The sequence below is a fragment of the Streptomyces malaysiensis subsp. samsunensis genome, from assembly GCF_024519315.1.
Lineage (GTDB): Bacteria > Actinomycetota > Actinomycetes > Streptomycetales > Streptomycetaceae > Streptomyces > Streptomyces malaysiensis.
Map to the genome: position 1 here is coordinate 40,476 of NZ_JANIIC010000020.1, position 24,073 is coordinate 64,548.

The 24,073-nt window shown below is 70.9% G+C and carries 21 protein-coding genes, 2 tRNA genes and 1 pseudogene; 3 read left to right on the plus strand and 21 right to left on the minus strand.

Annotated features, from left to right (window positions below; translation table 11 throughout):
* From secD to pgsA, 12 genes are all read right to left on the minus strand, one after another.
* Positions 1–1,779, minus strand: coding sequence for a protein translocase subunit SecD (secD, locus tag NQU54_RS18540; protein WP_257632021.1), 1,779 nt, complete (start codon positions 1,777–1,779; stop codon positions 1–3).
* A 151-nt stretch (positions 1,780–1,930) separates the two neighbouring features.
* Entirely contained in the window at positions 1,931–2,518 is a 588-nt protein-coding gene (gene yajC / locus NQU54_RS18545) for a preprotein translocase subunit YajC (protein ID WP_257632022.1), read from the minus strand.
* Between the two features lie 294 nt (positions 2,519–2,812).
* The gene (ruvB, locus tag NQU54_RS18550; RefSeq protein WP_257632023.1) at positions 2,813–3,901 is read right to left on the minus strand and encodes a Holliday junction branch migration DNA helicase RuvB; all 1,089 of its coding nucleotides are present in this window, start codon (positions 3,899–3,901) and stop codon (positions 2,813–2,815) included.
* Positions 3,902–3,968: 67 nt separating this feature from the next.
* Entirely contained in the window at positions 3,969–4,589 is a 621-nt protein-coding gene (gene ruvA, locus NQU54_RS18555; protein ID WP_257632024.1) for a Holliday junction branch migration protein RuvA, read from the minus strand.
* Positions 4,586–5,227 (minus strand): crossover junction endodeoxyribonuclease RuvC, encoded by a 642-nt coding sequence (gene ruvC / locus NQU54_RS18560; RefSeq protein ID WP_257632025.1) that lies wholly within the window; start codon positions 5,225–5,227, stop codon positions 4,586–4,588. Before ruvC ends, ruvA begins: the two co-directional genes overlap by 4 nt.
* 147 nt (positions 5,228–5,374) lie before the next feature.
* Complete coding sequence (locus NQU54_RS18565; protein ID WP_069869759.1) at positions 5,375–6,127, minus strand: YebC/PmpR family DNA-binding transcriptional regulator; 753 nt, start codon at positions 6,125–6,127, stop codon at positions 5,375–5,377.
* A 209-nt stretch (positions 6,128–6,336) separates the two neighbouring features.
* Positions 6,337–6,957 carry a pyridoxal 5'-phosphate synthase glutaminase subunit PdxT gene (pdxT, locus tag NQU54_RS18570; protein ID WP_257632026.1) on the minus strand — a complete coding sequence of 207 codons (621 nt, stop codon included), beginning with the start codon at positions 6,955–6,957 and terminating at the stop codon, positions 6,337–6,339.
* A gap of 89 nt (positions 6,958–7,046) precedes the next feature.
* The gene (gene pdxS / locus NQU54_RS18575) at positions 7,047–7,967 is read right to left on the minus strand and encodes a pyridoxal 5'-phosphate synthase lyase subunit PdxS (protein WP_079153527.1); all 921 of its coding nucleotides are present in this window, start codon (positions 7,965–7,967) and stop codon (positions 7,047–7,049) included.
* Positions 7,968–8,265: 298 nt separating this feature from the next.
* A complete protein-coding gene (locus NQU54_RS18580; protein ID WP_257632027.1) occupies positions 8,266–8,826 on the minus strand; it encodes a hypothetical protein in 561 nt (186 codons plus the stop codon).
* A gap of 216 nt (positions 8,827–9,042) precedes the next feature.
* Entirely contained in the window at positions 9,043–10,203 is a 1,161-nt protein-coding gene (locus NQU54_RS18585) for a glycosyltransferase family 4 protein (RefSeq protein ID WP_257632028.1), read from the minus strand.
* On the minus strand, positions 10,200–11,171 hold the full coding sequence (locus tag NQU54_RS18590; RefSeq protein ID WP_257632029.1) for a phosphatidylinositol mannoside acyltransferase: 972 nt from the start codon (positions 11,169–11,171) through the stop codon (positions 10,200–10,202). The genes NQU54_RS18585 and NQU54_RS18590 overlap by 4 nt, the downstream gene beginning before the upstream one ends.
* Positions 11,168–11,836 carry a phosphatidylinositol phosphate synthase gene (gene pgsA / locus NQU54_RS18595; protein ID WP_257632030.1) on the minus strand — a complete coding sequence of 223 codons (669 nt, stop codon included), beginning with the start codon at positions 11,834–11,836 and terminating at the stop codon, positions 11,168–11,170. The genes NQU54_RS18590 and pgsA overlap by 4 nt, the downstream gene beginning before the upstream one ends.
* A gap of 206 nt (positions 11,837–12,042) precedes the next feature.
* On the opposite strand from pgsA, the gene NQU54_RS18600 reads away from it, so the two are divergent.
* Both NQU54_RS18600 and NQU54_RS18605 read left to right on the plus strand, forming a co-directional pair.
* On the plus strand, positions 12,043–14,250 hold the full coding sequence (locus tag NQU54_RS18600; protein WP_069869754.1) for an elongation factor G-like protein EF-G2: 2,208 nt from the start codon (positions 12,043–12,045) through the stop codon (positions 14,248–14,250).
* Positions 14,251–14,585: 335 nt separating this feature from the next.
* Positions 14,586–16,238 carry an AbeC-like domain-containing protein gene (locus NQU54_RS18605; protein WP_176742966.1) on the plus strand — a complete coding sequence of 551 codons (1,653 nt, stop codon included), beginning with the start codon at positions 14,586–14,588 and terminating at the stop codon, positions 16,236–16,238.
* A gap of 78 nt (positions 16,239–16,316) precedes the next feature.
* Here the strand turns inward: NQU54_RS18605 and NQU54_RS18610 are convergent, their stop codons facing one another.
* From NQU54_RS18610 to NQU54_RS18625, 4 genes are all read right to left on the minus strand, one after another.
* Positions 16,317–16,883: an HIT family protein gene (locus tag NQU54_RS18610; protein WP_167505589.1), complete on the minus strand. Its 567-nt coding sequence runs from the start codon at positions 16,881–16,883 to the stop codon at positions 16,317–16,319.
* A gap of 93 nt (positions 16,884–16,976) precedes the next feature.
* On the minus strand, positions 16,977–18,956 hold the full coding sequence (gene thrS / locus NQU54_RS18615; RefSeq protein WP_174883265.1) for a threonine--tRNA ligase: 1,980 nt from the start codon (positions 18,954–18,956) through the stop codon (positions 16,977–16,979).
* A gap of 151 nt (positions 18,957–19,107) precedes the next feature.
* The gene (locus tag NQU54_RS18620) at positions 19,108–20,313 is read right to left on the minus strand and encodes a hypothetical protein (protein ID WP_257632031.1); all 1,206 of its coding nucleotides are present in this window, start codon (positions 20,311–20,313) and stop codon (positions 19,108–19,110) included.
* Positions 20,313–20,891, minus strand: coding sequence for a DUF4365 domain-containing protein (locus tag NQU54_RS18625; protein ID WP_257632032.1), 579 nt, complete (start codon positions 20,889–20,891; stop codon positions 20,313–20,315). Before NQU54_RS18625 ends, NQU54_RS18620 begins: the two co-directional genes overlap by 1 nt.
* Positions 20,892–21,052: 161 nt before the next feature.
* Here NQU54_RS18625 and NQU54_RS18630 point away from each other — a divergent pair, with 161 nt between their 5' ends.
* A complete protein-coding gene (locus tag NQU54_RS18630) occupies positions 21,053–21,778 on the plus strand; it encodes a 3'-5' exonuclease (RefSeq protein WP_069869749.1) in 726 nt (241 codons plus the stop codon).
* Positions 21,779–21,944: 166 nt separating this feature from the next.
* Here the strand turns inward: NQU54_RS18630 and NQU54_RS18635 are convergent, their stop codons facing one another.
* From NQU54_RS18635 to NQU54_RS18655, 5 genes and pseudogenes are all read right to left on the minus strand, one after another.
* The gene (locus NQU54_RS18635) at positions 21,945–22,316 is read right to left on the minus strand and encodes a VOC family protein (protein ID WP_257632033.1); all 372 of its coding nucleotides are present in this window, start codon (positions 22,314–22,316) and stop codon (positions 21,945–21,947) included.
* A 126-nt stretch (positions 22,317–22,442) separates the two neighbouring features.
* Positions 22,443–22,517: transfer RNA gene (locus tag NQU54_RS18640), tRNA-Val, on the minus strand.
* 66 nt (positions 22,518–22,583) lie between these two features.
* Positions 22,584–23,081: an SRPBCC family protein gene (locus NQU54_RS18645; RefSeq protein ID WP_257632034.1), complete on the minus strand. Its 498-nt coding sequence runs from the start codon at positions 23,079–23,081 to the stop codon at positions 22,584–22,586.
* 141 nt (positions 23,082–23,222) lie between these two features.
* A pseudogene (locus NQU54_RS18650) lies at positions 23,223–23,578 on the minus strand (exo-rhamnogalacturonan lyase family protein); the annotation flags it as partial.
* A 369-nt stretch (positions 23,579–23,947) separates the two neighbouring features.
* Positions 23,948–24,019: transfer RNA gene (locus tag NQU54_RS18655), tRNA-Val, on the minus strand.
* Positions 24,020–24,073: the final 54 nt, after the last annotated feature.

Genomic DNA, 24,073 nt, shown 5'->3' on the forward strand with positions numbered 1-24,073 from the left:
TCACGCCTCCTTCGTGTCGGCGGGGCCGGGGGCGGCGGGACGGCGACGGCGCAGCGGCGGCGCGACCCCGAGGCGCTTGGGGTCCAGCCCGGACCACGCGTGGCCGTTCCCGAAGAACGGGCGGCGGGCGAGGATCGTCATCAGCGGCTTGGTGAAGAGGAACACCACGGCGACGTCGAGCAGCGTGGTCAGCCCCAGGGTGAAGGCGAAGCCCTGCACCTTGCCGACGGTGACGATGTAGAGCACCGCGGCGGCCAGGAACGACACGAAGTCGGACACCAGGATGGTGCGCCGGGCCCGCGGCCAGCCGCGCTCGACGGCGGGGCGCAGCGAGCGGCCCTCCCGGATCTCGTCGCGGATCCGTTCGAAGTAGACGATGAACGAGTCGGCGGTGATACCGATGGCCACGATCGCGCCGCAGACCGCCGGGAGGTTCAGCGCGAAGCCGATACCCGGACCGAGCAGCACCATGATCGTGTACGTCAGGATCGCGGAGACCCCGAGGCTGGCCATGGCCACGAGGGCCAGACCGCGGTAGTAGACCACCAGGTAGATCACGACAAGCGCGAGGCCGATGGCACCGGCGATCAGACCGGCGTCCAGCTGCTCGCCGCCGAGCGCGGCGGAGACGGTGGTCTCGTCCGCGATGTCGAAGGACAGCGGCAGCGCACCGTAGGACAGCACGTTGGCCAGGTTCTCGGCGCTCTGCTGGGTGAAGCCGCCGGAGATGGTGGCCCGGCCGCCGGTGATGGCGCCCTGGGTGACCTCGGGGTCGGAGACGACCGCGCCGTCCAGGACGATCGCGAAGCGGTTCTGCGGGGACTGCTTGGTGGTGAGCTCACCGGTGGTCTTGGCGAACTTCTTGGAGCCCCTACCGTTGAAGTCGAGCTGGACGATCCAGCCCGCCCCGTTCTGGCTCTCGAAGACCGCCGAGGCGTCGTCCACATCGGTGCCCTCGACCTCGGAGGGGCCGAGGACGAACTTGGCGTCGCCCTTCTCGCTGCACGCCAGCACGGACTCGCTCGGCTTGGCGTTGGCCGCCTTCTCGGCCGCCGCGGCGCGTCCCGCCGTGGTGGTGCAGTCCAGGTTCGCGAACTGCTTGGCCAGCTCCTCCTGGCTGTCGGAGCCGGAGGGCTTCTTGGACGGGTCGGCCTTGGGGGTCTTCGACGGCGAGGGGCTCTGGGACCCGCTGGGCGTCTCGTCGGCCTTCAGGCCCTCGGAGAGGGCCCGCCCCTGGGTGCTGGGGCTGGCGGAGGAGGACGGAGCCGACGGCGTGCCGGACGGCTTGCCGCCCTTGTCGTCGCCCTTGTCATTGCCCTTGCCGCTGGCGGACGGGTTGGGGGTGGAGCTGGGGTCGGGGGTCTTCTGACCGCTGGTGGTCGTGGCCACCGGCCGGAAGTAGAGCTGGGCGGTGGTGCCGACCTGCTGCCGGGCCTGTTTCGCGTTCGTCCCCTTGGGGATGTTGACGATGATGTGCTTCTCGCCCTGCGTCTGGACCTCGGCCTCGGACACACCCAGACCGTTGACCCGCCGCTCGATGATGCTCACGGCGGTGTTCATATTGTCCGTGTTGATCGCGTTGGGCTTGCCCGGTTGGTTCTTGGCCTCCAGCGTGAAGCTGGTGCCGCCCGCGAGATCGATACCCAGTCGCGGCGTGGTGTGACCGGAGGCGAACATGCCTCCGGTCAGTCCCACGATGGCGATCAGGATGACGGCCAAGGCGCGCCCGGGCCTGCCCTGTGACCCGGAGGACCTGCGGCCCTTCTTCGGTGCTGCCACCTTCTCGTATCTCCCTGTCCAACCGCCCCGCATCGGGTGTGCGCGGGGCGGCCACGAAGTCTTGTGGGGACGAGCCCCCGCCGGAGCCTAGACCGTCCAGGGAACCGCGGCGCACCGATCGAGGGCGCGCCGCGGTTCCCGGATGACGGACTTACTTCGCGTCGGTGCCGCCGTCCCGCTTGTCGTCCTCGGAGGTGGCCGCCGCGGCGGTGTCGTCCTTGCCGAGGTCGATCTTCTTGACGTCCGTCTTCTCGTCCGCCTCGTCGGCCTTCTCGACCGCATCGGTCTTCTCGGCCGCCTCGGCCTTTTCGACCGTGTCAGCCTTCTCGAGCGCGTCGGTCTTCTCGAGCGCGTCGGCCTTGTCGGCGGAGTCACCGTCGGCATCGACGGACTCGGTCAGCGAGGAGGCGTCGTCGGGAACGACAGGGGTGTCGGTGGCGTCCTCGTCGTCGGGGTCGATGCCGTGCACGATGTGGTTGTACTCGGTGTCCGACAGGACGGCCCCCACGGAGTTCTTCGCGTAGATCGCGTGTACGCCGGGGGCCACCTCGAGGAGGACCGTGTCGTCGTGGACCTCCTTGACCGTCGCATACATGCCGCCGATGGTCCGCACGCCGGAGCCCGGCTGCATGTCATTGCGCATCTGCTGGGCCTGGCGCTGCTTGTTCTTGGCCGAACGCGTCATCAGGAACATGGCCCCGATAAGCACGATGAACGGCAGGAGAGTCACGATATTCACGGGACGGAAATTCCTTCACACGACCGCGGGGAGCGGCCTGGTCTACGGGGGTGGGTATACCGCACAGTGAGCGGACGGCATACGGACGGCATCGGCGGAGTCTAAGCGAGCCCACGCCAATGGAACAACGCCCGGCGCGGTACCGGGGTTCCTGACCCCGCCATTATTGGTCCTCTACGCCATGATGCAGGGTAAGCGAGCGCTTATGGCCCGCGATGGCCCCGCATGCCCCTCATGGTGCGTCTTGCCCCGTCATCCTCTGGGCATGCGGCCCACATCCCCCGGCATGCCGTCTCATGTGTCGAAGAGCCCCGCCTGGGCGCCGCCCGCGGTCTGCGGCGGCGGGGTGAGCCCCATATGGGCCCAGGCCGCCGGGGTGCCGATCCGGCCCCGGGGCGTACGGGCCAGCAGCCCCTCCCGGACCAGGAAGGGCTCGGCGACCTCCTCGACCGTCTCGCGCTCCTCCCCCACCGCGACCGCCAGGGTCGACAGGCCCACCGGGCCGCCGCCGAACAGCTTGAGCAGGGCGCTGAGCACCGCCCGGTCCAGCCGGTCCAGGCCGCGCTCGTCCACGTCGTACACGGCGAGGGCGCTGGCGGCGATCTCCCGGGTGATCACGCCGTCCGCCTTGACCTGGGCGTAGTCACGCACCCGGCGCAGCAGACGGTTGGCGATCCGGGGGGTGCCGCGGGAGCGGCCCGCGATCTCGGACGCGCCCTCGGTCCCGATGGTCACATCGAGCAGCCCGGCCGAGCGGTGGACGACCCGCTCCAGCTCCGCCGGGGCGTAGAACTCCATATGGCCGGTGAAGCCGAAGCGGTCGCGCAGCGGGGGCGGCAGCAGCCCGGCCCGGGTGGTGGCGCCGACCAGCGTGAACGGCGGCAGCTCCAGCGGAATGGCGGTGGCACCTGGCCCCTTGCCGACGATGACGTCGACGCGGAAGTCCTCCATCGCCATGTAGAGCATCTCCTCGGCGGGCCGGGACATCCGGTGGATCTCGTCGAGGAAGAGCACCTCGCCCTCGGTGAGCGAGGAGAGGATCGCGGCCAGATCGCCGGCGTGCTGGATGGCGGGGCCGGAGGTGATCCGGATCGGGGCGCCCATCTCGGCGGCGATGATCATGGAGAGAGAGGTCTTGCCCAGTCCGGGCGCGCCGGAGAGCAGCACATGGTCGGCGGTGCCGCCACGCTGCCGGGCCGCCTTGAGCACCAGGTCCAGCTGCTCGCGCACCCGCTCCTGCCCCACGAACTCGCCGAGGTCCTTCGGGCGCAGCGCGGCCTCCACCGCCTGGTCGTCGCCGTCGGCGTCGGCGCCCACCAGCCTGCCGCCCGTGCCGGGCGGGGCGTCGTCGGCGGTGGCCGGTGGGGTCTCGTCCCAGTTCACTGCGTTCAGCCTCGCGATGTCGTCCGAAGGGGTGCCGCCGGTCGCGGCCTGCCGCGGCCGCGGTGGTTCACCGGGTGCGGTTCAGGGTTTGCAGGGCGGCCCGCAGCAGCTGAGCCACGTGGGGCGTGCCGCCCGCGGCCACCGTCTCCTCGGCCCTCGGGGTGACGGCGGCCACCGCCTCGTCGGCCTCCCGGGTGGCGTAGCCGAGGCCGACCAGCGCGGTGTGCAGCTGGTCGCTCCAGCCAGGGGCGGCCGCGGAGCGGGCGCCGGGCACGGTGGAGCCGAGCGGCTCGCCGAGCCGGTCCTTGAACTCCAACAGCAGCCGCTGCGCCCCCTTCTTGCCGATACCGGGGACGGCGGTGAGCGCCTTCTCGTCCCCGGTGGACACCGCGAGCCGCAGCGCGTCCGGGGAGTGCACGGCCAGCATGGCCTGGGCCAGCCGGGGGCCGACCCCGCTGGCGGTCTGGAGCAGCTCGAAGACCTGGCGCTCGTCGTCGTCGGCGAAGCCGTAGAGGGTCAGCGAGTCCTCACGGACGACGAGGGAGGTGGCCAGCCGGGCCGGCTGCCCGACGCGCAGCCCGGACAGGGTGGCCGGGGTGCACTGGACCGCCATCCCGACCCCGCCGACCTCGATCACGGCGGTGTCCGGGGCGACGGCCGCCACCGGACCGGAGACGAACGCGATCATGAGCTACGGCCTTTCGTGGTGCGCGCGGTGCCCGCGGGGCGAGAGGTATCCGGGGTGCGGGCGGTACTGGTGGCGCGGGCGGTACCCGTGGTGCGGGCGGCATTCGTGGTGCGGGCGGCATTCGTGGTGCGGTGGGCGGCGACGGCCTGCTGGAGGCGGTTGGTCGCGGGAGCCCGCCAGATATGGCAGATGGCGAGCGCCAGGGCGTCGGCGGCGTCGGCCGGTTTGGGCGGTGCGTCCAGCCGCAGCAGCCGGGTCACCATCGAGCCGACCTGCGCCTTGTCGGCGCGCCCCGATCCGGTGACGGCCGCCTTGACCTCGCTGGGGGTGTGCAGCGCGACCGGGAGCCCACGGCGGGCCGCGCACAGCATCGCGACGGCGCTGGCCTGGGCGGTGCCCATGACGGTGCGTACGTTGTGCTGGCTGAACACCCGCTCCACGGCCACGAATTCGGGCCGGTGGGCGTCCAGCCACTCCTCGATGCCGCGCTCGATGAGGACGAGCCGCTCGGCGACCGCGGCATCCGCCCCGCTCCGTATGACCCCGACGCCGAGCATCCGCAGCGGGCGGCCCGCGACCCCCTCCACCACGCCGACGCCGCACCGGGTCAGCCCCGGGTCCACGCCCAGCACACGCACCGCGCCCCTCCCCTCACCGCTGCTTCGGTCACCTGTTCTTGCAGGCTAGCGGCTGCCGCCGACAACACCGGCGGACAACGCCGACGGGCCGGTGGGGTGCTGCCCCGCCGGCCCGTCCCGTTCGTCGACCGCCGTGCCGATCCGCCGTCAGGCGTCCACCTTGGCCATGACCTCGTCGGAGACGTCGAAGTTGGCGAAGACGTTCTGCACGTCGTCGCTGTCCTCGAGGGCGTCGATCAGCTTGAAGATCTTGCGCGCGGCGTCCTCCTCGAGCTGGACCTGCATCGTGGGCACGAAGTTGGCCTCGGCCGAGTCGTAGTCGATGTCGGCCTCCTGGAGGGAGGTGCGGACCGCGACCAGGTCGGTGGCCTCGCTGATGACCTCGAAGGACTCACCGAGGTCGTTGACCTCCTCGGCGCCCGCGTCCAGGACCGCGCCCAGCACATCGTCCTCGGTGAGTTCGCCCTTGGGGACGATGACGACGCCCTTACGGTTGAAGAGGTACGACACGGAGCCCGGGTCGGCCATCGAACCGCCGTTGCGCGTCATCGCGACGCGGACGTCGGAGGCCGCGCGGTTGCGGTTGTCGGTCAGACACTCGATGAGCACGGCCACGCCGTTGGGGCCATAGCCCTCGTACATGATCGTCTCGTACTCGGCGCCACCGGCCTCGAGACCGGCACCGCGCTTGACCGCGCTGTCGATGTTCTTGTTCGGAACCGACTGCTTCTTCGCCTTCTGGATGGCGTCGAAGAGCGTCGGGTTGCCCTCCGGGTCGGCGCCGCCCATACGGGCCGCAACCTCGACGTTCTTGATCAGCTTCGCGAAGAGCTTGCCGCGCTTGGCATCGATCACGGCCTTCTTGTGCTTCGTCGTAGCCCATTTAGAGTGGCCGGACATCCGCCTGTCTCCTTCGCGTAACCCATTGCTGTACGAACGCCTGCGATCCTACCGGGATAGGCTCGGCCCGCGGCGCGGACCAGCCCCACCACCCGCGACCGAGCGCTACGCGCGCAGCACCGCCCTCCCGTCGCCCCCCACCACCCTCAACCGAGCGCTACGCGCGCAGCACCGCCCTCCCGTCGCCCACCACCACCCTCAACCGAGCGCTACGCGCGCAGCACCATCTCTACGAAGAGCTGGTGCACCCGATGGTCGCCGGTCAGCTCGGGGTGGAACGAGGTCGCCAGGACGTTGCCCTGCCGGACGGCGACGGTGTGCCCGTCGAACGTCGCGAGCACCTCGGCCCCGCCGCCCACGGACTCGACCCACGGCGCGCGGATGAAGACCCCCTCGACCGGGCCGCCGTCGATGCCGTCGATGTCGACCTCGGCCTCGAACGACTCGTTCTGACGGCCGAAGGCGTTACGGCGCACGATCATGTCGATGCCGCCGATGGTCTCCTGGTCGTCCCGGCCGTCGAGGATCTTGTCCGCGAGCATGATCATGCCCGCGCAGGTACCGTACACCGGCATCCCGGCCCGGACCCGCTCGCGCAGCGGCTCCAGCAGCCCGAAGACGATCGCCAGCTTGGACATGGTGGTCGACTCGCCCCCGGGGATCACCAGGCCGGCGACCTCGGCGAGTTCCTCGGGGCGGCGGACCTGCCGGGCCGTGGCCCCGGCCGCGGTGAGCGCGGCGAGATGCTCGCGGACATCGCCCTGGAGGGCGAGCACACCGACCACGGGGGTGTCGGCGGAGGACGCGGCCGGTATGGACGACGTAGTCACGGAAGCGAAGACCTCTCGAACGTCAGGGGCACCACACGCCGGGCCGGTACGCCGGGCGCGTGGTGCCGTGTGCGCCGTACGGGCGCCGGTTACCAGCCGCGGCTGGCGTAGCGCTCGGACTCGGGGAGGGTGTCGCAGTTGATGCCGACCATGGCCTCGCCGAGGTTCCGGGACGCGTCCGCGATGACCTTGGGGTCGTCGTAGAAGGTGGTGGCCTTCACGATCGCGGCGGCGCGCTTGGCCGGGTCGCCCGACTTGAAGATGCCGGAGCCGACGAACACGCCCTCGGCGCCGAGCTGGCGCATGAGCGCGGCGTCGGCCGGGGTGGCGACACCGCCGGCGGAGAACAGCACGACCGGCAGCTTGCCGGTCTGCGCGATCTCGGCGACCAGCTCGTACGGGGCGCGGATCTCCTTGGCGGCCGCGTAGAGCTCATGGTTGTCCAGACCGCGCAGCCGGGCGATCTCGCCCTTGATCTGACGCAGGTGCCGCACCGCCTCGACGACGTTGCCGGTGCCGGCCTCGCCCTTGGAACGGATCATCGCCGCACCCTCGGCGATACGGCGCAGCGCCTCGCCCAGGTTGGTGGCCCCACAGACGAACGGGGTGGTGAAGGACCACTTGTCGCTGTGATTGACCTCGTCGGCCGGGGTGAGCACCTCGGACTCGTCGATGTAGTCGACACCGAGCGCCTGGAGGACCTGCGCCTCGACGAAGTGGCCGATCCGCGACTTGGCCATGACCGGGATGGAGACGGCGCTGATGATGCCCTCGATCATGTCCGGGTCGGACATCCGGGCCACACCGCCGTCCTTACGGATGTCGGCCGGCACCCGCTCGAGGGCCATGACCGCGACGGCACCGGCGTCCTCGGCGACCTTGGCCTGCTCGGGGGTGACGACGTCCATGATCACGCCACCCTTGAGCTGCTCGGCCATACCGCGCTTGACGCGGGCGGTGCCGGTCGCGGGGGCGTCGGAGTTGGACGTGCTGGCGGGCGTGATGGACACGGTTTGACCTCACTCAATAATGAAAAGTGCGATGAGCCCATCGTAGGGCCGTTCGATACCGATACATGACCCGGCCATCTGGTCCAGGTCATGAGCATGTGTGCTACACGGATGACAAAAGCCGGTCGGGGCCGGGCTCGACAAGGGCCAATCGAAGGCCGGTGGCTCGAAGCGGCCGGTGAATCCTCAGTGTGCGAACGGCGCCGTGTGCCCCGCCGTCAGCCACGAGCTCATTCAGCGCCCGGCCTCTTCCGGACCACGCGCCATGTCAGCCCAACGCGCCTCTTCGCTCGCCTCTTCAGCGCTCGGCCTCCTCGGTCCCCCGCACCCGCCCCAGGGCCGCCGGGGGCTCGTCGTCCATCTCGAAGGCGAGCGGGAACGGCGCATGGCCCGCCAGCCGGAACCAGCGCACCATGCGATGGCGGCGCAGCGCCCGCGCCGCGCGTACCGCGTCGTTGTGGAACCGCCGGGCCATCGGCACCCGCCGCACCGCCTCCGTGAGCTCCCCCAGCGCGTCCTCGCCGCCCGGCGCCTCCCGTACCGCCTCGGCCTGCGCGCTGTCCTGGAAGACGGCCCGCAGCGCCTGGCTCAGCTCGCTCTCGGCGACCTCGCGGTGCTCCTCCTCGGACTGCCGGGCGGCGTGCGCGGCCTGGTACAGCACGATCGACGCGGCGGGGTCGAGCACCCCCGCGGTGGCCAGCTCCTGGGCCACGGAGGCACGCCGCAGCAGCTGCGCGTCGAGTGCGGCGCGCGCCGCGTCCAGACGGCTGTGCAGCCGGTCGAGTCGTCCCGCGGTCCAGCTCAGGTAGACGGCGATGACGACCAGCGCGACCGCGATCCAGATCAAGGAGGTGCTCACGGCCCGCCACGCTACCGTCTGCCGCCCGCGGAAGTCCGGGGTGGAGCTCTCCGCCGGGGCCGCTCGATGCGGCGGTGTGGGGCCCCGTACAGCCGTTCAGAGCCCCCTGAAGGGGCGCGGGGCCGTGTCGATGTGCGGGGCTCCGCCGCGTGGGCGCGCTCGGCCACGACGGCGCCGCGTACGAGCGCCGGCCTCCCGGCGCTGCCGGCGGAGCGCTCAGTCCCTGGCGAGCCCCAGACGCGCCCACAGCCCCGTACGGTCGTCGGCGGCCACGGACGCCGCCCCGTCCGTCACCGTCTCGTAGACCGCGAGGATGTCCGCCCCCACCATCGACCAGTCGAACCGCCGTACGTGCCGGCTGCCCCGCTCCCGCAGCTCGGCCAGCCGCTTCTCGTCCCCCAGCAGCCGTACCGCGGCCGCCGCCAGCGCGTCGGCGTCCTCGTTGGCGAACAGCTCACCCGCCGCTCCCCCGTCCAGCACCTGGGCGAACGCGTCCAGATCGCTGGCGAGGACCGCGGCGCCCGCCGACATGGCCTCGACGAGGATGATCCCGAAGCTCTCGCCGCCCGTATTGGGCGCGACATAGACGTCGACGCTGCGCAGCAGCCGCGCCTTGTCCTCGTCGCTGACCATCCCCAGGAACTCGACGCGCTCCCGCAGCGGCGCCGGCAGATCGGCCACGGCCTCCTTCTCGTCGCCGCGCCCGGCGACCAGCAGCCGCGCCCCCGGCCGGGCCTCGAAGATCTTCGGCAGGGCGCGCATCAGCACCGGCAGCCCCTTACGGGGCTCATCGATCCGACCCATGAAGCCGAGCGTCTCGCCCTGCCACTCCTCCTTCGGCTCGGCGTCGGCGAAGAAGCCCACATCGACGCCGTTGGGGATGACCACCGCGTCGCCGCCGAGGTGCTCCACCAGCGTCCGGCGCGCGTATTCGCTGACCGCGATGCGCGCGCTGATCTTCTCCAGGGCGGGCTGGAGGATCGGATACGCCGCGATCATGGCCCGGGAGCGCGGATTAGAGGTGTGGAACGTCGCGACGATCGGCCCCTGGGCCGCCCAGCAGGACAGCAGCCCCAGCGAGGGCGAGGTGGGCTCGTGGATGTGGATGACGTCGAAGGCGCCGTCGTGCAGCCAGCGGCGCACCCGCGCGGCCGACAGGAAGCCGAAGTTCAGCCGGGCCACCGAGCCGTTGTACGGCACCGGGACGGCGCGCCCCGCGGAGACCACGTACGGCGGCAGCGGCGTCTCGTCGTCCGCCGGGGCCAGCACGGAGACCTGGTGGCCGCGCCGGATCAGATGGTCGGCCAGATCTCGGATATGGAACTGGACGCCACCTGGGACGTCCCAGGAGTACGGGCAGACGATCCCGATCCTCAAGGCTTCTCCATTCCAGGACGTCCCGGGCTTCCGGGACCGCCAGGATCTCCGGGACCGCCGGGCTTTCCGGAAGCTCCGGGACCGCCGTCCAGGTCCGCCGGCCACAGCCGCTGAAGCATGTGCCAGTCCTCCGGGTGCTCGGCGATCCCGGCGGCGAAGGCGTCGGCCGTCTCCTGGGCCATGACGGCGATCCGCTCCGCGCGGTTCCCGTCCGCGGGCACCTCGACCGGCGGGTGCACCCGCCCCCGCATCACCGGGGACTCGTCGTACCAGAGGGTCACCGGCAGCAGCGGCGCGCCGGTCTGGAGGGCGAGCGCGGCGGGCCCGGCGGGCATCTTCGCCCGCTCGCCGAAGAACGACACCTCCACACCGGAGGCCGACAGATCGCGGTCGGCGACCAGGCACACCAGACCGCCCGAGCGCAGCCGCCGCGCGAGCGTCCCGAAGGCGCTCCCGCCCTGGTGCGGCAGCACCTCCATGCCCAGCCCCTCGCGGTAGGCCACGAACCGGTCGTACAGCGACTCCGGCTTCAGCCGCTCCGCGACCGTGGTGAAGGGCACCCCCAGATGGGTGGTCACCCAGGCACCGGCGAGGTCGTAGTTGCCCATGTGCGGCAGCGCCAGGACCACGCCCCGGCCTTCGGCGAGGCCGTCCACCAGATAGTGCAGGTCCTTGACGTCGAAGCCGTCCTGTATGCGCCGCGGGCTCCACGTCGGAAGCCGGAAGGACTCCATCCAGTAGCGCAGGTACGAGCGCATGCCCGCCCGCGACAGCTCGGCCAGCCGACTCGGCGGGGCATCCGGCACCACTCGCGCCAGATTGGCCTCCAGGCGCAGCACGCCCTTGCCGCGCCGCTTCCACGTCTCATCGGCGATGCGCTGCCCGAGGCGCACGGCGACCGGCTCCGGGAGCTTCTTGACCGTGCTCCAGCCGAGTCCGTACAGCGCGTCGGTCAGCCTGTCCTTCACCGCGTATCGCCCCCCTGGGGCACCGCCCGCTCCCCGGCGTCCGCCTCGGCGGCCTCCCGGCGCACGGTCACCACCCGCTGGACGAGGGTCACCGCACTGCCGGCGGCCACGATCCACAGCGCGATCGGGAGCAGGATCTCGATATGCGGTACGCCGAACTTGTGCAGACCGGAGAAGCCGCAGGCCACCAGCGAGATCACCAGCCGCTCGGCACGCTCCACCAGCCCGTTGACGTTCACCGGCAGCCCGATGCTCTCGCCGCGCGCCTTGGTGTACGAGACCACCTGGCCGCTGGCGAGGCAGAAGATCGTCACCGCACACAGCACATTGTCGTCCCCTTGGCCCGCGTACCACAACGTCAGGCCGCCGAAGATCGCGCCGTCCGCCACCCGGTCCAGTGTGGAGTCCAGGAACGCGCCCCAGCGGCTCGAGCGCCCCAGCTGTCGCGCCATATTGCCGTCGACCAGATCGGAGAAGACGAACAGCGTGATGACGACGGTGCCCCAGAAGAACTCCCCCCGTGGATAGAAGACCAGTGCGCCCGCGCAGACTCCGGCGGTGCCGGTGAGGGTCACCGCGTCGGGGCTGACCCCGAGACGGATCAGCAGGGCGGCGAACGGTGTGAGAACACGCGTGAAGAACGCACGCGCGTACTTGTTCAGCATGGCCTTCCCGAAGGGTCGATACGGGCCGGATGGTCAAGAGACCACCGGCGCGCCCATCGTAGCCACGCCCCGGAGGGGCGCCGTGCACCTGTCGGACAGCTGCGCGACCCCGTGCGCGCTACGGCCCCATGTGTGACGTATGGACGCACCGTTACAGCGGTGGAAAGCTCGAAGTATCGCAAGGTGTCGACCGGGAGGCGAGACACATGGGCGACAAGACGAGTACGCACCCAGGGGCCGCCGGAAGGGCAGTGGCGGCCGACCGGCCCAGCTCCCTGCGGAATGTGGTTCTGGTCGGCCACAGTGGGACCGGAAAGACGACGCTGGTGGAGGCCCTCGCGCTGGCGACGGGCGCGGTCAACCGGGCGGGCAGGGTCGAGGACGGCGGCTGTCTCTCCGACTACGACGAGATCGAACACCGACAGCAGCGTTCGGTCCAGCTGTCGCTGGTCCCCGTCGAATGGGGCGGGATGAAGATCAATCTCCTGGATACCCCGGGATACGCCGATTTCGTCGGGGAACTCAGGGCCGGTCTGCGAGCGGCGGACGCGGCCCTTTTCGTTGTCTCGGCCGCCCAGGACGCCCTGGGCATCACCGGGGCCACCCGCATGATCTGGGACGAGTGCGCGGCGGTCGGGATGCCGCGCGCCATCGTGATCACACACCTGGAAGCGGCCCGCGCCAGCTTCGAGGAGATGACCGAGCTGTGCCGGGAGAGCTTCGGCGGCGACGACCCCGACGCCGTACTGCCGCTGTACCTGCCCCTGCGGGGCGAGCCGGGGCCGGACGGGCACGCCCCCGTGACCGGGCTCATCGGGCTCCTGACCCAGCGCGTCTTCGACTACTCCTCGGGGGTGCGCGCCGAATCGCCGCCCCGGGAGGACCAGCTGCCGCTGGTCGAGGAGGCCCGCGCCCGGCTCATCGAGGGGATCATCTCCGAGAGCGAGGACGAGACCCTCATGGACCGCTATCTCGGCGGTGCGGAGATCGACGTCAAGACGCTGATCGAGGACCTGGAGAAGGCCGTCGCCCGCGGCGCCTTCCACCCCGTGCTGGCGGCCGCGCCCGCCGCGGAGGGATCCAAGCAGGGCCTGGGCACCATCGAACTGCTGGACCTGGTGACCGGCGGCTTCCCGTCCCCGCTGGAGCGCGAGACGCCCCACGTCACCACCCCGCAGGGCGCCTCACGCCCCTCGCTGAGCTGCGATCCGAACGGCCCGCTGGCCGCCGAGGTGGTCAAGACCTCCTCCGATCCCTATGTCGGCCGGATCTCCCTGGTGCGGGTCTTCTCCGGCACGCTCCGCCCCGACGAGACCGTCCATGTGTCCGGGCACGGTCTGGAGGACCGCGGCCATGAGGACCATGACGTGGACGAGCGGGTCGGCGCCCTGTCCGCGCCCTTCGGCAAGCAGCAGCGCACCCTCGCCCAGGCCATCGCGGGCGATCTGGCGTGCGTGGCCAAGCTGACCCGCGCCGAGACCGGGGACACCCTCTCGGCCAAGGACCGGCCGCTCCTCATGGAGCCCTGGCAGATGCCCGATCCGCTGCTGCCCGTGGCCATCCAGGCGCACAGCAAACCGGACGAGGACAAGCTGTCGCTGGGCCTGTCCCGGCTGGTCGCCGAGGACCCGACGATGCGCCTGGAGCAGAACCCGGACACCCACCAGGTGGTGCTGTGGTGCCTGGGTGAGGCGCATATGGATGTCGCGCTGGAGCGGCTGCGCAGCCGGTACGGCGTCCAGGTGGACGCGGTGCCGTACAAGGTCTCGCTGCGCGAGACCTTCGCGGGGAAGTCGGCCGGGCGCGGCCGCCACGTCAAGCAGTCCGGAGGCCACGGCCAGTACGCGATCTGCGAGATCGAGGTGGAGCCGCTGCCGGAGGGCTCGGGCATCGAGTTCGTGGACAAGGTCGTCGGCGGCGCGGTGCCCCGGCAGTTCATCCCGTCCGTCGAGAAGGGCGTGCGCTACCAGGCGGCGCGCGGCGTCGCCGCCGGATACCCGCTGGTCGACGTGCGGGTCACGCTGCTGGACGGCAAGGCGCATTCGGTGGACTCCTCCGACGCCGCCTTCCAGACGGCGGGCGCGCTGGCGCTGCGCGAGGCGGCCGCCGACGCCCGGATCGACCTGCTGGAACCGGTGGTGGAGCTGGGCGTGCTGGTCTCGGACGACTATGTCGGTGCCGTGATGAGCGATCTGTCCGGACGGCGCGGCCGGGTCGTCGGCACCGAACAGTCGGGCGGCGGACAGACCTTGATCAAGGCAGATGTGCCGGAGATCGAGATCGGTCGGTACGCGATCGATCTGCGATCGCTTTCGCATGGCACGGGACGGTTCAGCCGCTCCTACGCCCGGCATGAGCCGATGCCCCAGCAGCAGGCCGAGCGCATGCGCGAACAGGTCGCCGCCGAGGCGTAGTTCACGACCCGCCCGTGGGGTGTTCCACCCGTCCGGGGCGTATTTCGCGGCCCGTCCGGGGCGTACTCCATCGCCTGCCCGTGGCGTAATTCACGGCCCGCCCGCCCCAACCGCGCCGGGGCGGGCGGGCCTTCGCCGTCCGCTGGTCACCGGTGGGTCTGGAGAGGGGTCCGGAGCCGGTCAGGAGGCGGGTCCGGAGGCGGTCAGGAGCCGGTTCCGGGGGCGGTCTTCCGCACGAGGGTTTTCCACAGGCCGCACACGCCCTGGCGACAGGTGGTGCACACCCCGGATACGCTGAGGTCGCAGCGCAAGAGCGTGCCGTATTGGGGGCGTTGGTGACGGACGGATTCGACTTCAGTCCCGGGGCGCAGGTTCCCCTGTCGGGAGCGGCGGGACAGACGGCGGCGACCCAGGCACTCGCCTCGGCCGCCTACCGCGACGACCCCGTGGCAAAGTTGCTGGACGCCAATTCGGAGTGGACGGTCTCGGCCGTCAAGGCGCCGAAGATCTCGCTCTTCGAGCCGAATCTGGGCGAGGCGTTCGCGCGCGCCGTCCAGACGAGAATGCTCGGCGGCGGCCGGGGCCAGGTGATCCAGTCCTTCGGTATGGAGCCGCAGACGGTGGTCGAGCACTGTCTGGCCGCCAACCGCATCCGCAAGACCCGGGACGCCCGGCTCACCGTCGTCATGGTGGTCTTCGGGCTGCTGTTCCTGCCCGGGGTGCTGCTCTGGCTCGGCGCCTTCCAGCTGCGCCGCTCGATCGCCGGGGCCCAGGACAAGCGGATGGGGGCGCTCGGCACGGCACTGCTGGTGGCGCTCGGCGTGATGGTCCTCATCTTCCTGATCAAGCTCCCCTTCACCGGCTTCTGGGGGATCTATCTGCGGGGCGTCGTGGTCGCCCCGGTGATCGGCTGGTACATCGCCAAGCAGATCTGCGAGCGCACCGCCAAGGACCTCCGGGACTCCTGGGGCGGGCTGCTCTCCGGCGGCGGCGTCGGCGCCAAGGTCCCCGAGACGGTGCCCAACCACCCGGGCCAGACCTCCGCCGAGGAGCTGCGCAAGGCGCTCCACAAGCTCACCGCCGAGCAGTACAGCAATGTGGTCTTCTACGCCGGCCCCAAGGGCATATTGGGCATGGGCACCCGCTGGGGCAGCTGGCAGCTGGCCGAGGACCTGGTCTCGGCCGACCCCGACAAGGAGATCGACCCCTTCCGCAGCTGGGATGTCATACGGGCGATCCATGACCAGCTGCGCATGCTGGAGCGCACCCCGCTGCACACCGGCGGCTTCCCCCCTCCCTCTGTGCGCCACTGGGTGGTCTCGCCGATCGGCGAGAAGGCAGGGGCGGTGTCGCGCGGCGGCACCTCCGAGGAGGAGGGCTTCCAGATAAAGGGCGTCGAACTCCAGCGGATCTGCGACCAGCAGCAGTTCGGCGCCGGTGACCGGCACTACCTGGGTGTGCAGTTCGTGCTCTGGGACGGCCAGCTGGTGATCACCTTGATGATCACGGTGACCCTGCTGCACAAGACGATGCGGATCGAGGTCACCGGGCATGCGCTGGGGCCGGTGCACCCGCTGTTCACCAGCAAGCCCTCGGCGCCCAGCAAGACGGTCGCCAAGACCTTCCGGTTCTGGGAGACCAAGTCCATCCCGCTGCCGCTGGTGAACGCGAAGGAGGTCGTGCGGCTGGCCGTGCGCGCCCCCTTCACCTGGTATCCGCCGATCCTCGACCACCTCGGCGGCAAGCTGGTCCTGCCCGAGCCGTTCGGTCTGCGGCACGCCTGGGCGGACAAGCCCTGGCGGCACCGCTTCATGGCGGACGACGCGCTGCGCGCCGCCACTCCGGTGCTGCGGGTGGTCCATGAGGCGGCCATCGGGGTGCTCAAGCACCACGGCGTGGACACCGAGCGCTTCGGCAACCGCTCGCTGGCGCTCAGCGGCCAGGTCCAGGACGCGGCCCCGAGGAAGGCCGATCTGTACGACGCGTAAGCCGCGGTATGGGAGAGGGGCCGGGCCGCGCGGCCCGGCCCCTCTCCCATGGGTCCGTCCTCCCCGTGGGGCGGTCGGTCAGGCCCCCGGCTGGGGCCAGGCGTCGGCGAGCAACCGGCGGGTGTCGGCGAGGAGTTGCGGCAGCACCTTGGTGCTGCCGATGACGGGCATGAAGTTGGTGTCCCCGCCCCAGCGCGGCACCACATGCTGATGCAGATGCGCCGCGATCCCGGCACCGGCCACGGTCCCTTGGTTCATGCCGATGTTGAAACCGTGCGCGCCCGAGGCGGTACGGAGCGCGGTCATGGCCGCCTTGGTGTACTCCGCCAGCTCGATCGTCTCCTCGGCGGTGAGATCGGTGTAGTCGGCGATATGCCGGAACGGGACGACCATGAGGTGGCCACCGGTGTACGGGTACAGATTGAGCACGGCATACACGGAGTCGCCACGGGCGATGATCAAGCCGTCCTCGTCGGACTTCTCCGGAATGGAGCAGAACGGACAGCCGTCGCCCGCGCCCGGGCCGGTCGGCTTGTTCTCCCCCTGGATGTAGGCCATCCGATGGGGTGTCCACAGGCGCTGGAACGCGTCAGGCGTCCCCACTCCGATCTGCTGTTCCGGCTCACTCGTCATGCGGGCCAGCATATTCGCCCGCAAGAGGTGAGGAAGAGCCGAGGGGTGGCCCTGGTCAGGGCCACCCCTCGGAAATCCCGCGGCCTCGGTGGAGACCGCTGTGGATCAGACCTGGATCCGGCGCTCCACGGCGTCGGCGATCTCGGCCAGCGCCTCGTCGATCGGGATGCCGTTCTTCTGCGAGCCGTCGCGATAGCGGAAGCTCACCGCACCGTTCGCGACGTCCTCATCACCGGCGATCACCATGAACGGGATCTTGCTCTTCTGGGCGTTGCGGATCTTCTTCTGCATCCGGTCCGAGGACGAGTCCACCTCCATCCGCAGGCCCTTCGCCTTGGCCTGCGCGGCGAACTCCTCCAGGTACGGCACATGGGTGTCGCCGATCGGGATGCCCACCGCCTGGACCGGGGCGAGCCACACCGGGAAGGCGCCCGCGTAGTGCTCCAGCAGCACCGCGAAGAAGCGCTCGATCGAGCCGAAGAGCGCCCGGTGGATCATGACGGGCTGCTGCCGCGAGCCGTCCGCCGCGGTGTACTCCAGCTCGAACCGGGCCGGCTGGTTGAAGTCGACCTGGATGGTCGACATCTGCCAGGTGCGGCCGATCGCGTCCCGGGCCTGGACCGAGATCTTGGGGCCGTAGAAGGCCGCGCCACCCGGGTCCATGACCAGCTCGAGGCCCTGCTTCTCGGCGGCCTTGCGCAGCTCCTCGGTGGCCTCTTCCCACTGGTCGTCGCTGCCCATGAACTTGTCGGAGTCGTCCCGGGTGGACAGCTCCAGATAGAAGTCGCTCAGACCGTAGTCACGGAGCAGGTCCAGCACGAAGGTGAGCAGATTGTCGAGCTCATCGGCCATCTGCTCCTTGGTGCAGTAGATGTGCGAGTCGTCCTGGGTGAAGCCCCGGGCCCGGGTCAGGCCGTGGACGACACCGGACTTCTCGTAGCGGTAGACCGTGCCGAACTCGAACAGCCTCAGGGGCAGCTCTCGGTAGGACCGCCCGCGCGCCCGGAAGACCAGGTTGTGCATCGGGCAGTTCATGGCCTTGAGGTAGTAGTCCTGGCCCTCGAACTCCATGGGCGGGAACATGCCGTCCATGTAGTGCGGCAGATGGCCGGAGGTCTCGAAGAGCTTGGCCTTGGTGATGTGCGGGGTGTTGACGAACTCGTATCCCGCCTCCTCGTGCCGCTTCCGCGAGTACTGCTCCATCTCCTTGCGGATCACGCCGCCCTTGGGGTGGAACACCGCGAGGCCGGAGCCCAGCTCGTCGGGGAAGGAGAACAGGTCCAGCTCGGCGCCCAGCTTGCGGTGGTCGCGCTTCTCGGCCTCGGCGAGGAAGTCCAGATACGCCTTGAGCTCGTCCTTGGTCGGCCAGGCGGTGCCGTAGATCCGCTGGAGCTGGGGGTTCTTCTCGCTGCCCCGCCAGTACGCGGCGGCGCTGCGCATCAGCTTGAAGGCCGGGATGTACCGCGTGGTCGGCAGGTGCGGACCGCGGCACAGGTCCTTCCAGCACAGCTCGCCGGTCTTGGCGTCGAGGTTGTCGTAGATGGTCAGCTCACCCGCGCCGACCTCGGCGGACGCACCCTCGGCGGCGTCGGCGGCCGAGCCCTTGAGCCCGATCAGCTCCAGCTTGTACGGCTCGGCGGAGAGCTCCTCGCGTGCCGCCTCGTCGGTGACCGCGCGGCGGGAGAACCGCTGCCCCCGCTTCTGGATCTCCTGCATCTTCTTCTCGATGCGCTTGAGGTCGTCCGGGTGGAACGGGGTCTCGACGTCGAAGTCGTAGTAGAAGCCGTCCTTGATCGGCGGGCCGATGCCCAGCTTCGCCTCCGGGAACAGCTCCTGCACCGCCTGGGCCATGACATGCGCGGTGGAGTGGCGCAGGATGTCCAGACCGTCCTGGCTGGTGATCTCCACCGGCTCGATCTCATCGCCCTCGGCCGGCTGGTACGCCAGGTCCTTGAGCTGTCCGCCCACGCGCACGGCGACGATCGAGCGGTCGCCGGTGAAGAGGTCCGCCGTCGTAGTGCCCGTGGCCACCACGCGTTCTTCCCGCTCGGAATCGCGTTGGATGATCACACGGACGTCTGACACCGGTCTCTCCTGACTGATGGATGGCTCACCGCGGCGAATGCCGCGCAGCGTGAATCGTACCGAGCCGACGGGCGCGACCGCGAAACGGTTGTGGAGGCCGTCACCGCGCGGGGCGGCCACCGCCACCGGCCCCGAGGGCCGGGTCGGCGGTTCAGGGGCCGCCGCCGCACGCCTCCTCGAAGAAGTCCAGGTTCTCCTGGAGCGATTTGACCAGCCGGTCCCGCTCGGCCTCGTCCACCTCGACCGGGGTGACGCCGGTGGCTCCGCTGAGCCGCCGGAAGCCGCCGCGGCTCTCCAGCCGCCCCCGCACCCGGATCGGCAGCCCCACCAGATGGGCATGGCCGGCGATCCGGTAGCCCTCCTCGTCCAGGGTGATCCGCACCTGGGCGACATCCGCCCCGGAGAGCACCCGCAGCCGCACCGTGCCGGGGCCGCCGGGGCCGGTACGGCGCAGCCGCACCACCGCACCGGTGACGCTCACGGGTACGGACGGCTCGTCCCGGACATAACGGGCGCCCGCCTCCCGCAGCCCCGGGAGATCGCCGGGCGAGAACTCCACCGGATCGGGCCGGGCCGCGAACCCCGGCGGCGGACCGGCGCCCGGAGACCACTCCAGCGCCACCCGCGCCCCCTCCGTGCCCTGGACCAGCGCGATCACGGCCTCGGTCAGCTCACGGCAGACCCCGGCCGCGACCGCGGCGTCATACGCCTCCATGCCGCCGGTCGTCCGGTGGTAGTCGGCGGCCTCACGGAGGGCGTACAGCGCGCGCAGCAGGGTGACCGCGGTGGCGCGGCCGTCCTCCTCGACCGGCATGAAGACGGTCAGCTCACGGCCGCCGGACTCGGCGCCCGGGGGCCCGGTCAGCACCCGCTCCAGGGACGCCTCGGCCGCGCGGCGGTGCCGGGCACCGTAGTAGCCCGCCCGGCCCCGGGCTGCGAGCGCGGCGGCCACCAGGGTGTCGCGGGCGGCGGCGCGCAGCCGCTCCTGCGCGGTCCAGGCGGAGGTGCCACCGCGGGATTCGGGCACCTCGCGCCGCCAGCGGATCTCATCGCTGGGCACGGTGAGGCCGGTGAGCACCTCACGGGCGGAGGGGGCGGCGCTGCGGCTGAGCGCGATCAGCGCCTCGCCGAGCAGATCGGCGCTGTCGGGGAAGTCCCGGCTCTCGGGCACCAGCAGGCTGGTGCCGCCCGCGAGCCGGCCGGGCGGGGTCCAGCGGGCGTAGCGCCCCGGTGCGCCGCCGCGGCGGCGCCAGCCGTGCCGGGCGAGCAGGGCGCCGAGGACGGCCGGATCGACCTCGTCGGGGTGCGGGACCGACGCTGGTGGCGCCGCGTCGTCCTGGGGCCATGGTCGGTCCATCACGGTCTCCCTCCCGCCCCGACCCGGGTCATGATCTCGCAGAGCGCACGGTCGTCGAAGATCCGCGAGGTCGGGATCCGCACAGTGGTCCGGCGGCGGCCCGTGACCGGGTGGCCGGCCAGATTGATCCAGTAGCAGCAGTGGCGCAGGGACAGGCGGTCATGCCCGGCGCGCAGCCAGTCCTCCTGGCCGCGCGGCACGATCATCACCACCAGGATCTTGTGTACGGAGACCGGTCTGCGGGCCAGCTTGACCAGGTGGTCGTTGTCGAGTGTGAAGGCGAAGGTCGGCCCCGCGGGGGCCGGTGCGATCTGGTACGTGGCCTTGAGCTGCACCTTGATGGTGACCTCGTCGTCCACGGCGTGGCCGCGCGCGCTGTGGCTGACATGCCAGTCGATGCCGTGGTCGGGAAAGGGCTGGGCCAGTGAGCAGCCCGCGGCGGCGGCCACCGCGTGCAGATAGCCCACCTGGAGGGTCTCCAAACAAGCGGTGGTGGCGATCTGGCCACGCACGGGGGGTGATCCGCTCAGGGCGAGGCCGGTCGCCGCCGGGGCCGGGTCGGGTTTCGCGAGCGTCATGTCCGTGACGCCTTCCGGTCGTCGCCGGCTTCGTACACCTGTGTTGTCTCCGCGTCAGGACCTCGGCAAACAGCGGCGGTTCGAGGTCCCCCCTCCGGGTATCACCTGGTCGGGGCGGGACACAGATGTCATCGACGGGAAGCGCACGAGGAGTTGAGGCCATGCCGTCCTGGTTCGAAGGGCCGCTCGCCGCCTTTGACACGGAGACCACGGGTGTCGATGTCGAGCATGACCGGATCGTATCGGCGGCCCTGGTGGTGCAGCGCGGGACCGGAAGTCTCCCCGAAGTCCGGCGCTGGCTGGTGAGTCCGGGTGTGCCGGTGCCGCCGGCCGCCACCGAGATACACGGTCTGACCGACGCTCATCTCCAGCAGCACGGCAGGTGGCCGGCGCCGGTGATGGACGAGGTGGCGCGGGCGATAGCGGACCAGATCTCGCGGGGCACCCCGCTGGTGATCATGAACGCGCCGTTCGATCTGACGCTGCTGGACCGGGAGTTGAAGCGACATCGCAACTCCAGCCTGGCGGGCTATCTTTCGCTGCGCTCGATGAGCGTGCTGGATCCGCGCGTACTGGACAAACACCTGGACCGCTACCGCAAGGGCCGCCGCACCCTGATCGATCTGTGTGAGCACTACGGAGTGGAGCTGACGGGCGCGCATGACGCGGGGGCGGACGCATCGGCCGCGCTGCACGTGGTGCGGGCGGTGGGGCGCCGGTTCGCCTCGCGCCTCGAGACGCTGACCCCGGCCGAGCTGCACGCCCGCCAGACGGTCTGGTACGCGGCGCAGGCCCGCGGGCTTCAGGCGTGGTTCGCGCTCAACGGCTCGGACGAGATCTGCGATCCCGCCTGGCCGCTGCGCCCCGACCTGCCGGCCGCCGCCTGACGCTCGGCCCGGCGGTCTATGCGCGGCCCAACCGCCTACGCGCGATCCTTCGGCCTGAACGCCCAGATTCGACAGCCCGGCCTCGGGTCCATTGGCCCGGCCTCAAGTCCGGTGGCCCGCCCACGGGCTCGCTGGCCCGGCCACAGTCGTCTCGCCGGCCCGGCGCTCAGGTCCGGCGGAGCGCGAAGGGGTGGCCCGCCGGGTCGGAGTAGATCCGGGTGTCGCGCAGACCACCGTTGTGCTTGGTGTCCAGCGGTCGGGCGCCCAGGTCGACCACCTGGCGCTCCGCGGCGTCGATGTCGTCCACCAGCAGGTCCAGATGGGCCTGTTGGGAGTCGTCCGGCCGTGGCCAGCTCGGCGGGGCGAAGCCATGGTCCCGCAGGAAGGCCATGCGCGATCCGCCGGGTGCGGCGATCTCGATCCGGTCGGGGGTGGTCATCGGCTGGATCTCCGCGCCGAGCACCCGGGCGTAGAACTCGGCGAGTTCCTCGGGGTCGGCGCAGTCCAGGGCCAGGACGGCTGCGGTCGCTACGGCCATGAGTTCCCCTCCATATCGTCACCCACGGAAGTTTTATCCGGATACCCAACTCCTGGCCGTACAAGCACACCGACCGGCGCACAGCCATGAGGCCGGGCCGCCTGCTGGCGGCCCGGCCTCATGTGGTGGTGGGCGATACTGGGTTCGAACCAGTGACCTCTTCGGTGTGAACGAAGCGCTCTCCCACTGAGCTAATCGCCCGGGTGTCCTCTTCGGGGTCTCCCCCGGCGGAACGACCTGAACAATACAGGTCGCGGCGGGTTTGGTTCAAACCGCATTTCCGCCGTAGGGCGGGGAGGCAGGGCCGGACGGCCGGGCGGGCTTCGTGGCGAGATGTGCCCGCAGCCCCCGCAGCCCCGAGCGCATCATCAGGGCGTGGTTGGCCCGGAAGACGGGACGGCCGGGGAGCGCGAGACGGCGCAGCAGCGGCTTGCGCGCCACCACCTCCTGTTCGAAGAGCGCGCGGGTGCCGTTCCCATGGGGCAGCACCGTCCAGCGCGCCCATCCCTCCAGATCTCCCGAGAAGCCGATCTCCAGCACGTTGTCCGCCGGGTCCTGGCGGGCCTCGCTGACGATCACCCACAGGTCGTACGGGACGAGGGAGCGGAAGCGGGCGGCGCCGCTGCGCTCGTCGATCCGCCGGACCTCACGGACCTGGGGCCACCACCCCGGATAGTCGGCGCCGTCCGCCAGCACCGCGAAGACGGCGGCGGGCTGCGCATCGAGGTCCCATCGGCTGCGGAAGCGGTAATGGCACCAGTCCATGCCCTCAAGTGTCATCGGACCGCGACGGCGTGGCTACCCCGGCAGCTGGTCGCCGACGAGCGCCAGGTTCTGGATCGCGGCGAGGCCGCTCCAGTCGGTGCCGAAGCCGATGGACAGGGCGCGCATGATGTCGCCGGTCCGCAGCCACAGGTCGGGCGAGAGCTCGGAGTTGTCCCAGGCGTAGCCTCCGATGTCGTACCGCCGCTGGTGCCGGTCCCCGTCGTAGGTGTGCATATGTCGCCGTGGTCCCAGAAGCCGTACCAACGGCGCTGCTCGACCTGGCTCTTGTGGTAGTCGAAGAGGAGCTCAAGACGGTCCTCGATCCTCGCCTTGGCGGGGGTGGAGCGGTCGACGGGGGCGAAGAGGCCGCCGAAGACCTCGGCGTGGGCCAGATCGGCGGGTCCGGCGGCCAGTTGGGCCGGGGTGCGCACAGCGGTGGCGTGCGCGGTCCATTTGAGCGAGCCGTCGGGCCAGTAGGCGGTGGCCCAGGTCTGGAGGGGCACCCGCTTGCCGTCGGCGGTGGTCAGCGCGAACGTCCGGTCGTCGGGATGGCGAGCAGCCAGGAGAACGGCGCGGCGGCGCCGGTGACGGCGGGGGCCTTGAGGAGGTTGCGTCGGGGGATCGGGGGCATGTCCGCTTCACCTTTCATGAGGGGGCAGGTGCATGACATGAGTGACCGTGGGCGGCGGAAGGACCAACGCCGCGCCCGTCAACGGTTCGGACAGGACCGGCCACAGAACGAGGTGAAGCGCTTCAACGAAAGCGCTTGGGGCGGCGCCGTCGGCCACCCATCGACGGACACCTTCGGACATGCGACAACGCCGAGGGCCCGGAAGGCAAATGCCTTCCGGGCCCTCGGTCCAGGGTGGGCGATACTGGGATCGAACCAGTGACCTCTTCGGTGTGAACGAAGCGCTCTCCCGCTGAGCTAATCGCCCCGGCGCACGCCCAACATTAGCGCATGCCGAACCGTGCCCATGACCAGTCCTCCG